This is a genomic window from uncultured Holdemanella sp. (genome assembly GCF_934754935.1).
Lineage (GTDB): Bacteria > Bacillota_I > Bacilli_A > Erysipelotrichales > Erysipelotrichaceae > Holdemanella.
This window is the reverse complement of record NZ_CAKVJB010000046.1, coordinates 1-12,500: the sequence shown is the minus strand read 5'-3', so window position 1 is coordinate 12,500 and position 12,500 is coordinate 1. Positions and strand designations below refer to the sequence as shown.

The 12,500-nt window shown below is 32.8% G+C and carries 11 protein-coding genes and 1 riboswitch; of the genes, 7 read left to right on the top strand and 4 right to left on the bottom strand.

What is annotated here, in order from left to right; all coding sequences use genetic code 11:
* Positions 1 to 289 precede the first annotated feature (289 nt).
* Both pfkA and pyk read left to right on the top strand, forming a co-directional pair.
* Entirely contained in the window at positions 290 to 1,252 is a 963-nt protein-coding gene (pfkA, locus tag Q0E86_RS10275) for a 6-phosphofructokinase (RefSeq protein ID WP_003864866.1), read from the top strand.
* 26 nt (positions 1,253 to 1,278) lie between these two features.
* Positions 1,279 to 2,691 carry a pyruvate kinase gene (gene pyk / locus Q0E86_RS10270; protein ID WP_288518591.1) on the top strand — a complete coding sequence of 471 codons (1,413 nt, stop codon included), beginning with the start codon at positions 1,279 to 1,281 and terminating at the stop codon, positions 2,689 to 2,691.
* A gap of 49 nt (positions 2,692 to 2,740) precedes the next feature.
* On the opposite strand, the gene Q0E86_RS10265 is transcribed toward pyk, so the two are convergent.
* On the bottom strand, positions 2,741 to 5,998 hold the full coding sequence (locus Q0E86_RS10265) for an FtsX-like permease family protein (RefSeq protein ID WP_295756849.1): 3,258 nt from the start codon (positions 5,996 to 5,998) through the stop codon (positions 2,741 to 2,743).
* Between the two features lies 1 nt (position 5,999).
* Positions 6,000 to 6,704: an ABC transporter ATP-binding protein gene (locus Q0E86_RS10260; RefSeq protein ID WP_118012181.1), complete on the bottom strand. Its 705-nt coding sequence runs from the start codon at positions 6,702 to 6,704 to the stop codon at positions 6,000 to 6,002.
* A 92-nt stretch (positions 6,705 to 6,796) separates the two neighbouring features.
* Between Q0E86_RS10260 and Q0E86_RS10255 the strand changes: the two genes are divergently transcribed.
* The gene (locus Q0E86_RS10255; protein WP_295756848.1) at positions 6,797 to 7,657 is read left to right on the top strand and encodes a DegV family protein; all 861 of its coding nucleotides are present in this window, start codon (positions 6,797 to 6,799) and stop codon (positions 7,655 to 7,657) included.
* Between the two features lie 2 nt (positions 7,658 to 7,659).
* Positions 7,660 to 8,514 carry a DegV family protein gene (locus Q0E86_RS10250; RefSeq protein WP_295756847.1) on the top strand — a complete coding sequence of 285 codons (855 nt, stop codon included), beginning with the start codon at positions 7,660 to 7,662 and terminating at the stop codon, positions 8,512 to 8,514.
* A gap of 47 nt (positions 8,515 to 8,561) precedes the next feature.
* Here the strand turns inward: Q0E86_RS10250 and Q0E86_RS10245 are convergent, their stop codons facing one another.
* Positions 8,562 to 9,248 (bottom strand): uracil-DNA glycosylase, encoded by a 687-nt coding sequence (locus Q0E86_RS10245; RefSeq protein WP_295756850.1) that lies wholly within the window; start codon positions 9,246 to 9,248, stop codon positions 8,562 to 8,564.
* A 36-nt stretch (positions 9,249 to 9,284) separates the two neighbouring features.
* Here Q0E86_RS10245 and Q0E86_RS10240 point away from each other — a divergent pair, with 36 nt between their 5' ends.
* From Q0E86_RS10240 to Q0E86_RS10230, 3 genes are read left to right on the top strand one after another with little or no spacing between them, the layout of a single operon-like run.
* Entirely contained in the window at positions 9,285 to 10,418 is a 1,134-nt protein-coding gene (locus tag Q0E86_RS10240) for a folylpolyglutamate synthase/dihydrofolate synthase family protein (RefSeq protein ID WP_295756846.1), read from the top strand.
* Between the two features lie 50 nt (positions 10,419 to 10,468).
* Complete coding sequence (locus tag Q0E86_RS10235; protein WP_288518586.1) at positions 10,469 to 10,900, top strand: MarR family winged helix-turn-helix transcriptional regulator; 432 nt, start codon at positions 10,469 to 10,471, stop codon at positions 10,898 to 10,900.
* A gap of 58 nt (positions 10,901 to 10,958) precedes the next feature.
* Positions 10,959 to 11,576, top strand: a complete 618-nt coding sequence (locus Q0E86_RS10230) for a flavin reductase (protein ID WP_295756844.1) — start codon at positions 10,959 to 10,961, stop codon at positions 11,574 to 11,576.
* 14 nt (positions 11,577 to 11,590) lie between these two features.
* On the opposite strand, the gene Q0E86_RS10225 is transcribed toward Q0E86_RS10230, so the two are convergent.
* On the bottom strand, positions 11,591 to 12,142 hold the full coding sequence (locus Q0E86_RS10225) for a folate family ECF transporter S component (RefSeq protein WP_295756842.1): 552 nt from the start codon (positions 12,140 to 12,142) through the stop codon (positions 11,591 to 11,593).
* Between the two features lie 68 nt (positions 12,143 to 12,210).
* A riboswitch (THF riboswitch) is annotated at positions 12,211 to 12,308 on the bottom strand.
* Positions 12,309 to 12,500: the final 192 nt, after the last annotated feature.

The following is a 12,500-nucleotide window of genomic DNA, read 5'->3' as shown; positions in this document are numbered from 1 at the left end:
GAAGATAGCTAGCTGCCGGGTCTTTTTTTTATACTTACATATATTTAAAAGCCAAGTCCTTTTTATTTAGACTTGGCGTTTTTTTCTTCTTCTAAAAAAATTAATTATTCATAATATAATAATATATGTTTTTATTAATTGTTAACAAAATGCCAAATATTTCACAAATGCTTTTAAAGTTATAAATCTTTTTTACCTAAAAGCGTTTTCAGATGAATTTTCCCTTTTTTAAACCTTTTTTATGTGGTATATTTATGATGATTAATAATGAGTCTATGGAGGACATATTATGGTTAAAAGAATTGGTATTTTGACTTCTGGTGGTGATTCACCGGGAATGAATGCTGCAATACGCGCGGTAACTCGTGTTGGATTAAATAGTGGTTTAGAAGTATTTGGTATTTACAATGGTTATAAAGGAATGGTTGAAGGATATATTGAACCATTAACTCGTGAAACTGTTGGAGATATTGTAAATAGAGGTGGTACTATTTTAGGATCAGCACGTTTACCTGAGTTCAAAGACATTGAAGTCAGAAAAAAAGCAATTGCTCAATTAAAGAAAAGAGGCATTGAAGCTGTAGTTGTTATTGGTGGAGATGGTTCATATCGTGGTGCATTATCTTTAACTGAAATGGGAATTAACTGTATCGGACTACCTGGTACTATCGATAACGATATTACTTGTACGGATTACACAATTGGGTTCCAAACAGCATTAGAAACTGTTGTTGAATGTGTCGATAAATTAAGAGATACATCGAATTCACATCACCGTTGTTCTATTGTTGAAGTTATGGGAAATCGCTGTGGAGACTTAGCATTATGGTCTGGAATTGCCTGTGGTGCTGAAATTGTTGTGACAAGTGATACAGGATTTGATGAACAAGATGTTTTAGATCGTTTAAGAGACATCGATATTATCAAAAAGAAAAAACATGCGATTGTAGTAATTAGTGAAAAAATTACTGACGTTGATCAATTTGCAAAGAAGGTAAGTTTGAATACCGGTTTTTCAGGTAGAGCTACTGTTTTAGGCCATATTCAACGTGGAGGATCTCCATGCCCATTTGATCGTTTGTTAGCATCACAAATGGGCGAAAAAGCCGTAGATTTATTGATGCAAGGCATTGGCGGACAATGTATCTCAATTAGAGACAATAAAATTATTTCGTATCCAATTGAAGAAGCATTAAGCATGCCACAAGAATCTCGTAAACCACTAATGAACTTATTTGATCGTTTGGTTTAGGATAAATTAAAAGGAAGGACAAAAAAATGAGCAAAAAAACAAAAATTATTTGTACTATTGGTCCAGCTAGTGAAAGCAAAGAAGTTTTAACAAAACTTGTTGAAGCTGGAATGAACATTGCACGTTTGAATTTCTCTCATGGAGACTATGAAGAACATGCAGAACGTGTTAAACGTATTCGTGAAGTAAGTAAGGAAACAGGAAAACCTATCGGAATTTTACTAGATACTAAAGGTCCAGAAATTCGTTTAGGTGATTTTGAAAATGGTGGATGTGAATTTGCCGAAGGTGACGAAATTGATTTAGTTAAAGAAGAAGTTTTAGGAAACCACGAAAGATTCACATTACGTTGTCCAGAAGTATTCAATGACGTACAAGCTGGTGACTACATTTTAATGGATGATGGTAAAATGAAAGTTACTTTTACAGAAGTAACTCCAGATCGTATCCATGGTGTAGTAAATAACCCACATTTCTTAAAGAGCCGTAAGGGATGTAACTTGCCAGGTATTAAATTAAGTATGCCATTTATTTCTGAAAAAGATGAATCTGACATTCGTTTTGGTTGTAAAATGGATGTTGATTATATCGCAGCAAGTTTCACACGTCGTAAAGATGACGTTTTAGCAATTCGTCAAATTTTAATTGATGAAAATAAAGATATGATTCAAATTTTCCCTAAAATTGAAAACCAGGAAGGTTTTGATAACATCCGCGAAATCTTAGAGGTTGCAGATGGAGTAATGGTTGCTCGTGGAGATTTAGGTGTTGACGTAAGTTTAGAATTAGTACCTATTTATCAAAAACGCATGATTGCTGTTGCAAACGAAGTTGGTAAACCAGCTATCACTGCAACACACATGTTAGAATCTATGCAGGAAAACCCTCGTCCAACACGTGCAGAAGCAAGTGATGTAGCTAATGCTATTATGGATGGAACAGACTGTATCATGTTATCTGGTGAATCTGCAGCAGGTCATTACCCAGTTGAATGTGTTCAAACAATGACTAAGATTGCGAATGCAATTGAACCAATGATTCCATACAAAGAACGTTTAAAAGCTAACGTTAAATCAAGTAAACGTACTTTAAATGATGCAATCGGTATTTCAGTAGCTGATACTGCATTGGCAATTGATATCAAATGTATTATCGCGTTTACACAAAGTGGAAATACAGTTCGTCGTTTAGCTAAATTCCGCCCTTGTGCTCCTATTTTAGGTGTTACATTTGACGAAGTAACACAACGTAGTTTATTACCAGTCAATGGTGTAACTCCAGTTGTTTCAAACATTCAAAATACAAAAGAAAATGATATTGATTTAGCTCGTAATCTAGCATTACAAGCTGGATTTAAAACAGGAGATCACATCATTGTTGTTGCTGGATATCCGGTAGGATCAGGTAACACAAATATGATGCGTATTGCACAAATCTAGTTAACATAGCCCTCATTTTGAGGGTTTTTTTTATAAAAAAAGCTGTGGGTTATTCCACAGCTTTTAATGATTCAACCATTTGAATGTTATTTAGTTTTTTATGCATGCATAAATTGATAATTGCATTGAAACCAATCGTCATTACAAAACTAATCACATAAGATATTGGATTGATTGTTCTACCAAACATAATATCATCCATCTCAGCTAAGTTCATTATCAAGTGATGTAAACCAATACCGATACCTAAACCAATCAATGAACCTAAAACAGTCAATAGAATGGTTTCTCTATTGATATAGGCATCAACTTCTTTTCTTGTAAATCCAAGTACTTTAATTGTCGCAATCTCACGCTTTCTTTCAGAAATATTAACATTACTAAGATTATATAGTACTACAAAGGCAAGACATGCAGCTGAAATAACAAGGACAACTACAATATAAGAAATACTTTTGATCATATCTTTAAAGTTTTTTTGTAGAGATGAGTAGAAAGTAACACTTTGAACACCATCTATATTCATAATTTTATTACCCAAATCACGTTCAAACTTCTTAGTTGTTTTTTTAGATTTAATTAAGTAAGTATGTGTTGTTTTTGCGTTTGTATTCCAACTCTTGTATAAAGATTCACTTGCATAAATATGGTGACCAACATAATTCGTAAACACACCTTTTATTTTAGCTTTTATGACCTTATTATTTGCATCTTTAAATTTGATTATATCTCCAGCTTTTTTATTTAATTTAGTGGCCATTTTTTGAGATATCAATACAGAAGAATCATCAAGATCAAATTCAGTATTACCATTAAATAAAGTGCAGAATTTTTTGAATTTTTTGTCATTGGAAATAATATGAACCGTAGTTGAAATATCCTTGTTTTCTATCTTTGTTGTTACCGCAAGATGATCTTCTTCATAAACATTATTAACACCTTTTAAAGATTCTATTTGAGAAGTGATTTCATTTGTTTTAGCTGCCACAGTTGCATCATAATGATAAATGACATTATATTGTTGATTAACAATATCCGAAATACTATCGTTAATACCAAAGCCAGCTACAAGTAATGCAGAACATCCTGCAATACCAATGATGGTCATAAAGAATCTTTTTTTATAACGGAAAATATTTCTAGCCGTTACTTTTTGTAAGAAAGATAATCGTTTCCAGATAAATGTAATTCTTTCTAAAAGAATCTTTTTACCAGCTTTTGCAGCTTTAGGACGCATTAATTGACTAGGCATTTCAATCAATTCACTATAAATAGAATAAAGTGTTGCTAGTAAAGTAATACCAGTAACAGATCCACTTGCTAATAATATAAGTCCTGGTTGAAATAAAAATTTAATTTGATCGATATTATATAATGTGTTCCAAGCATTAAAGATGACAGTTGGGAATAAGAACATTCCTAAAGAACATCCTAATATAGACCCTAATATACTCGCAATCAACGCATAAATGATATACTTAGAAGCAATTTGCAGCTTTGAATAACCTAAGGCTTTTAAAGTTCCCATCTCATTTCTTTGTTCATCAACCATTCTTGTCATAGTTGTCATACAAACTAAGGCCGCTACTAAGAAGAAGAATACTGGGAATACTTTGGCAATACCATCCATACGATCCGCGCAAGCACCATAATCACGATAAGAATAATGGGAGTCACGATCTAATACGATCCACTTACCTTCCATCTTATCGATTTCTAATTGTGCATCACTTAATTCTTTTAAAGCGTCATGCTTTTGAATATTAAATTCTGCTTTTGATAAAGTAAGTTGCTCAATACTTTTATTTAATTCATTTTTCGCATCTTCAATTTTCGATACGCCATCCTCATATTGAGTTTGACCATTAATTAATGTTACATAAGCATTATTCAATTGATTTTTTGCACTCAACAATTGATTAAGTTGAGATTGCAATTCAGTTTTTTTGCTGCTAGCCGCTTGAATTTGATCAATTCCAACCTGAATTTGAGGTAGGATTGCTTCTAACTCAGCTTTTTTAGCTATAGTCTGATCGATTGTTGCTAATTTACCTTCAAGATATGTTTTTGAATTATTTAGATTTTCAATGAGTTTATTTTTCAAAGCTTCAGTCTGCTCATCTGTACTAGGCGTATTTTGTGCCTTTTCAATTGCCATATCGATCAAATCGATAGAATCTTGTATCATTTTACGTTGAGCATAAAGATCATCAATTACTGCATTGATTTGATTCAAACCATTTTCAACCTGTTCTTTTTGACTCAATAATTCAGGTAGCTTTTTTTCACTCTCTTCAATTTGAGCAATCGCATTTTGTAGAGTTGGAATATTATCTAATACTTTTATATTTGCATAATACTCATTCCACCCCTGATTGATTTGATCTTTAGAATTCTGCAGTTTCAATTCATTACTTTGAATTTCAGCCAGACCAGAATCAATCTTATTTTGAGCATCATTCAATTGATTCTCAGCATCCTCAAATTTATCATTGGCTTCTTGTTTCTTCTCATCCAGTTCAGACTGATAAGATTGAATACGCGCATCGATTTGTTTGTTCGAAATCTTTTTGATTTTCTTTAATACTGGATCAACTACATCAAAATATTCATCACTATAACAATCTAAATCTTTAGCACCTTTTACACAAACATCCACTTCTGTATAATAATCCTTTAAGACATTTGTATTTTGAATATATATAAATGAGTTTACAGTTCCAGAACCAATATTACTTGAACCTTTTTCATAAGATAAGTAATTTGGGTTGTAACAAGTACCTACAATTTTGTATTTCGTACGCTTTAATGATTTGGATAAAGCTTCATTAGTACCACTTTGTAGTTTGATAGTATCACCAATGTGGAAAGTACCATACAGTTTATTTGTTGCAGAACTAGCTTCAACCAAACATTCATTTTCTCTTTCAGGCATACGCCCTTCAACCAAACGAATTTTATTCATCTTTTGATCAATTTCATAAGAAATTACTTTTATAACCATTTGGGTAGAATCAATTTGAGATAATGTATCCATTGAAAAGTTTGGCTGTACAGATTTAACACCCTTAATTTTCTTGATGGCAGCTACATCCTTTTTTGTTAGACCGATTGTAGAATAAACTTGAATATCTTGAACATTGTATTTATCAAAATATGTATCGGCACTATTCTTCATATCTGGAGCACTGGCTTTAATACCTGCAAAAAAAGCAACGCCAATCGCCACGATACAAAGGATAGATAGAAAACGGCCAAGGGAGATTTTAATTTCTCGGAAAATATCCTTTAGATAAGTAGAAGGCATATTAATACTCTATATCATTGACATCCATTGGATGTTCATTATATGTAATACTTTCGATTTTTCCACTACGAACCTTAATGACCTTATCTCCCATTGGTGTTAATGCTAAGTTGTGGGTAATTACTATAACCGTTTTATTTTGAGTTTTGCACGTATCCTGCAAAACTTTAAGGACTTGTTTACCAGTCTGATAATCTAATGCACCTGTAGGCTCATCACAAAGTAGAAGCTTTGGATTTTTAGCCAGTGCTCTTGCAATCGCAACACGCTGTTGCTCACCACCAGATAGTTGGCTAGGAAAATTATAAGTTCTATCTTTTAACCCAACAAGATCTATAGTTTCATCAATATCAAGTGGTTTTTTACAAATCTGTGTAGCAAGCTCGACATTTTCTCGAAGCGTTAAATTTTGAACTAAATTATAAAATTGAAAAACAAATCCAACATCATATCTTCGATACAGTGTCATATCTTTTTCTTTATAAGAACTAATTTCTCTTCCATCTACGATGATTTTTCCCTCGCTGACAGTATCCATTCCTCCAAGCAAATTTAGAATTGTACTCTTACCAGCACCACTTGCGCCAGCGATGATCACAAACTCACCTTGTTCAATTTCAAAACTTACATCATCCAATGCATGTATATCGATTTCTCCCATATGATAAGTCTTTTTAACATTTTCAAAAGAAATGAAAGCGCTCATACAAATCACCTCAACCTAATTATATCAGACATTTGAGAAAATTAATATTTCGTGTTAGGATTAGGATGATTTTACAAAAAAGGAGGTTTTTAATGAAGATTCGAGTATTAACAGAAAGTGGTTGTGGATTAACAAAACAAGAAGCAAATGATTTAGGAATTGATTTTTTACCATTGCAGGTTCAGATAGAAGACAAAACATATTTAGATGGGGTGAATTTAACTGTTGAAGAACTAAATTCATTCTTAGAAAGAGGATATATGCCTCAAACAAGTATGCCACCTTTAGGTGATATAGAAGCTTTATTAGAATCCTATAAAAATGATGGCATCACTGATGTGATTCTAATCACATTATCAAATGGTTTGTCAGGAACAAATCAGGCAATTCAAGCATCAGGAAAATGGCATGGAGTTAAAATCCATACATTAGACATATATACAACTTTAGGTGTGGAAAAATATTTGGTGTTATCTGCACAAAAATTAGTTGAACAAGAAGTACATCCAGAAGAAATCATCTCGCGTTTAAAAGAAAGTGTTGAACATTCAAGAGGATTCTTGATTCCCGAAGATTTGGATCATTTAGCTAAAGGAGGAAGATTAACTCCAATGGCAGCTAAGCTTGCGGGTATGTTAAAAATTAAACCAATCTTGGAAGTATCTAAAAATACGGAAGGGAAGGTAGATGTTTTTGATAAAGTAAGAACGATGTCAAAAGCTATTAAAAAGGCGATTAAAGTAATTTCAAAAGATGCGAATGCACAAGATTATGAATTTTATGTATTAAATGGAGGAAATCAAGAGGGTACACAAATTGCGATTGATGAACTACATGATGTGTTTGGAGAAGATATTCAAATCCATACAGATCCAATGTATGCCGTTATTGCCGTTCATACAGGATTAGGTGCTGTAGGAATTCAATTTGTGAAAAAAGTAAAGGGGGCCTAGACATGAAAATTGCATTTGTAACGGATACCGGAACTGGCCAGCACCCAGACTATTGGAAAGAAAAAGGAATTTATTGTTTACCTCTACAAATTACATGTGATGGGGAATCAAAAGATGAATATACCGAAATTACATATTCAGAAGTGATTCAAAAATTACATGAGAAAAAAGTGTTGAAAACATCCTTGCCTAGTTTAGGTAAAATTCAAGATTGTTTTGAAAAATTAAAACATGAAGGGTATGATACGATTTTTGCGGTTCCTATTTGCCGAGGATTATCTGGAACATTGGATTCTATGGAAATGATTGCGAATCAATTAGAAATGAAATTTGTTGGAATGGATTGTTATTGTACGGCTGTTGAACAAGGATGTATGATTGAGACAGCTAAAAAAATGTTTGAAGCAAATATTTCACTAGATGAAATTATCAAAAAACTACAAAACATTGCGGACAGTTGTGAAACAGTCTTGTTGTGTGATGATTTAGATCATATGAAACGTGGTGGTCGATTGACACCAATGGCTGCCGCTTTAGGTGGTTTATTGAAAATCAAACCTATTTTACATATTGGTAAAAGTACAAATGGAAAAGTAGATGTATTGGATAAAGTACGTACAATGAAACGTGCTCAAGATCGTGTTATTAAACATTTAAATGAATTAAATGTGGATTCTAATTATACATTTATTGTTGCACACGTAGATGCGTTAGAAGCTGCAAAAGAATATGCGCAAAAGATTGAAAGCCAAATCGAAGGTGCAAAAGTCAAAGTCATCGATTTAGTGAGTGCCGTTGGAATTCATACGGGACTTGGCTGTCTAGCTTTACAAGTATTTAATGAAATGAAAGACTAGAAGTATCAAATGATGCTTCTTTTTATTTTGGTCTATAAGAAAAACGCCTATATCCATTGGATAGGCGTTTCATTGTTTTTAACTAGATATTCATTCGCAAGTTTAAAATGATTATTTCCAAAGAAACCACGGTAAGCACTTAGAGGACTTGGATGAGGACTTGTAAGAATTAAATGTTTTGGGTTTGTTAGTAATTTTTTGGATTGAATTGCTTTAGCGCCCCACAATAAGAAGACAACAGGACCATCTTTTTCATTGATCCATCTTAAAGCCTCATTCGTAAAATTTTGCCATCCCATATCTTGATGCGATAAAGGCTTATGTTCTTCAACTGTAAGAATCGTATTCATCAAGAGTACACCTTGTCTGGCCCAATCGGTTAAATCACCCGTACGATGTACAGGTACTCCATATTCGTTTTCTAGTTCTTTATACATGTTTTGTAAAGATGGAGGTAAAGGAAAGTTGCTTGGCACACTAAAAGAGTACCCTTGAGCTTGTCCTGGGCCATGATATGGATCTTGTCCTAAAATAACAACTTTTGTATCTTTTAAAGAAGTTGTTTTAAAAGCCGCAAAAATATTCTCTTTTGCAGGATAAATGTTTTTAGTCTTATATTCCTTAGCTAAAAAATAACGTAAGTTTAGTAAATAGTCTTTTTGTATTTCCTGATCAAACAATGGATCCCAGTCATTATGCATAATCATGTGAATCACTTCTTTCTTTAGTGATATAATAATACCATGAATGTACAAGAGAAAATAAATAAAATGGAAAATTGTCGTGGGAAAAATCACGATCTATTAGAATTTAGACAATGGTTAACAGATGCATTGCCAAGTCACATAGCTTTAAAAAAGATTCAAGTAGCAGGTACAAATGGAAAGGGTAGTACTTCAATTTGGTTAAGAGATTTGTTGATGAAAAAAGGATATAAAGTAGGTGTATTTACATCTCCCCATTTGATTCATCATACAGAAAGAATACGTGTGAATGATACATGTATTTCTTTAGATGATTGGAAAAGAATTTATGATCAATATGAAGAATTATTCTCATTACATAAGATGACCATGTTTGAAATGGATCTATGGATGTCACTTGTTTATTTTATAGAACAAGAAGTGGACTACTGCATTATTGAAGCAGGAATGGGAGGACGCTTAGATGCAACAACGGCATTAGACTATAAAGCTTGTTTGATTACTAATGTAGGACTTGATCATACAGAATATTTAGGAGATACTTTTGAACAGATTGCCTATGAAAAATCAGGTATATTTAAACCCAATGTTCCAGCATTAACAACAGAAGATAAACCAGAATGCCAAAAAGTAATGGAACTCGTTGCCGATTATATGAATACACCACTATGTTTTGTGGATTGCCAAGAAACAGATGTTTTAAGATGGAATGGAATGACATTTCATCTAAATCCACCATTATATCAAGCTAAAAACTTGTCTCTTGCCTTAGAAACATTAAATGTGTTAGGTATTTGGCTAGAAGAAAATGAAATTCAAGAAGTCATTGACCATTTTCAATGGGCAGGCCGATATATGGTTCTTAGAAAAGATCCATTGGTTTTGTTGGATGGAGCACATAACGTACATGGAATTACGGCGTTGATACATTCTTTGAAGGATTTTAAAGGAAAAATTTATTTTTCAGTATTAAAAGAGAAGGATGCACCACACATGATTGAACTTCTACAAACCATTAGTGAAGATATTACATTGGTAGAAATTTCAAGTGCTCGTTTATATCCATTAGAAAAATTAGGGTATCCAATTATTACAGTGGATGAGTTGATTTCAAGGCTTAAAGATACAAAAGAAGACAGTTTATTATGTGGTTCTCTTTATTATGTAGGAGAAGTGTTAGAAAAGTGGGGCAATGTTTGACATGCCTCATTTTAGCGCTTACAATTATTCCATTGAACTGGAGCGATATTATGTTTACAATTGAGGAATTTTTGCGTATATCCAATCAAATGAGGGATTATTACGCAAAGAAAATAAAGGATTGTTTTGAAAAATATAATTTTTCACCAAATGAAATATCAATCTTAATTGTTTTAAAAAATAATTCAACAATAACAACGAGTACGGAATTAAAGGTTGTGTTAGGCGTTTCAAAAACTTTGATTTCTAGAAGTGTTGATTCTTTGGAAAAAAAAGGACTCATTCGTATTTGTATAGATGAAAAAGATACTCGAATACATCATTTAAGACTAACGGATGCGTGCAAACCTATTTTAAAAACAATTGATGAAGAGATTGGAAAAATTAATAAAACATTATTTTATGATGTGTCTGTAGACGAAATGAAAAATTTAAAACAGACAATGAATAAACTACAAAAACGTGTTGAAGAAGCAAAATAGTTATATGGAATATAACTGCTAAACTTGCTACAATAATAGTAACAAGGGAGGTGTTCTTATGGACAACACAGTTTTGTATGATCTTTCTTATGGTATGTATGCCGTGGGTGTAAAAGATGGCATGCGCGAATGTGGCTGTATTGTGAATACTGTATTTCAGGTTTCGACAATAGGACCGCCAATTGCCTTGAGTATGAATAAGGATAATTATACTTGTTCATTGATTGAAAAAAGTAAATGCTTTTCTTTATCCATTTTACCTGAAACTATAGATTCACAAGTCATTTCGAATTTGGGTTTTCAGACAGGAAAAGATAAAGATAAGTGGGCAAAATTGAAACATCATTTATTTAGTGAATTGCCTGTGATAGATGGTGCATTAGGATACATGATGTGTGAAGTACAAAGTCAGATGGATGCAGGAACACACTTTGTATTCTTAGCTAAAGTCATTGATGCCAAGAAAGGTGATTTTGGTAAACCGATGACCTATGCGTATTATCATAATGTATTAAAACAAAGTGCACCGGCAAAAGCACCTACATATAGAAAAGAAGAAAAGTGGGTATGCAGTGTTTGTGGATATGTATATGATGGGGATGATTTTGAAAATGAACCAGATGATTATGTATGTCCGGTTTGTGGAGCAAAAAAAGAGATGTTTAAATTACAATAAAAAAAGGTGGACCATTAACGGTTCACCTTTGGTTTTAACTGGATACATGTTTTCATCACTAAGTACAAAATAACAACTTGGAATGGCAATGAAATTAAGTTTTTGATTAATTTCGGACCCGCAATCACTAAGAATGGCGTTCCCCATAACATAGATGTGAATAGTGTGTTTAAGAATAAACTAACAACAACATCGTATGTGATACGACATAAGATGACACGAATCCAAGTGATTTTTTCGCAGTTATAGAAGTATGCTGAGAAAATACAAGCACTTGCCATAGTTGAAATCATAAAGATTGGATAATAAGCACCTACAGGCTTAACCATGTAATTGACTAAGTCTAAAAGTGGTGCAAGTACTAAGTTTGGAATGGGTCCATATAATAAGCAGCTAGCAGCCGTGGCAATAGAAGCAAAACCTAATTTTAGCTGGTTTGTGATTTGGATAGATCCAAACAAGTTCAGAATTACGTTTAGGGCAAAAAATAAAGCGACCCCGACAATGACACGCACATTTTTTAAGGAACGTGCATTTTCTTTTAACATTACAAAGTATTGATTCATATATAAAAAGACCTCCTTTTTTCCATATTGCGATACAAAAAAAGAAAGTCTTTAATTTTTTCGATCACAACAGCGGGATGCAAAATATGTACCGCAAGAATAACTTTTCGTTCCTTAACCAACTCCCCGTGTTAAAGACACTTAACGCACATATTTTTACTCTGTATGTAGTTGAATTATATGTATTAAAAAGAGATCTGTCAACAGATCTCTTAAATTGTTATTCAATTGTAGCTTTGTCTAATGCTTTAACGAAGTCATACAATGGAGCTGTATCTAAGTCGGTAGTTCGACAGTTGTAAAATCGTAAATATTCCAAATGTCGCTTATGTAGCGCTTTTTTTATGTCAAATTTTCT

What these genes read in the sequence shown, in the direction of transcription:
- Q0E86_RS10265 (WP_295756849.1), bottom strand. Translation starts at nt 5,998, where the DNA reads ATGCCTTCTACTTATCTAAAGGATATTTTCCGAGAAATTAAAATCTCC.
- Q0E86_RS10255 (WP_295756848.1), top strand. Translation starts at nt 6,797, where the DNA reads ATGAAGATTCGAGTATTAACAGAAAGTGGTTGTGGATTAACAAAACAA.
- pfkA (WP_003864866.1), top strand. Translation starts at nt 290, where the DNA reads ATGGTTAAAAGAATTGGTATTTTGACTTCTGGTGGTGATTCACCGGGA.
- Q0E86_RS10240 (WP_295756846.1), top strand. Translation starts at nt 9,285, where the DNA reads ATGGAAAATTGTCGTGGGAAAAATCACGATCTATTAGAATTTAGACAA.
- Q0E86_RS10230 (WP_295756844.1), top strand. Translation starts at nt 10,959, where the DNA reads ATGGACAACACAGTTTTGTATGATCTTTCTTATGGTATGTATGCCGTG.
- Q0E86_RS10260 (WP_118012181.1), bottom strand. Translation starts at nt 6,704, where the DNA reads ATGAGCGCTTTCATTTCTTTTGAAAATGTTAAAAAGACTTATCATATG.
- Q0E86_RS10250 (WP_295756847.1), top strand. Translation starts at nt 7,660, where the DNA reads ATGAAAATTGCATTTGTAACGGATACCGGAACTGGCCAGCACCCAGAC.
- pyk (WP_288518591.1), top strand. Translation starts at nt 1,279, where the DNA reads ATGAGCAAAAAAACAAAAATTATTTGTACTATTGGTCCAGCTAGTGAA.
- Q0E86_RS10235 (WP_288518586.1), top strand. Translation starts at nt 10,469, where the DNA reads ATGTTTACAATTGAGGAATTTTTGCGTATATCCAATCAAATGAGGGAT.
- Q0E86_RS10225 (WP_295756842.1), bottom strand. Translation starts at nt 12,142, where the DNA reads ATGAATCAATACTTTGTAATGTTAAAAGAAAATGCACGTTCCTTAAAA.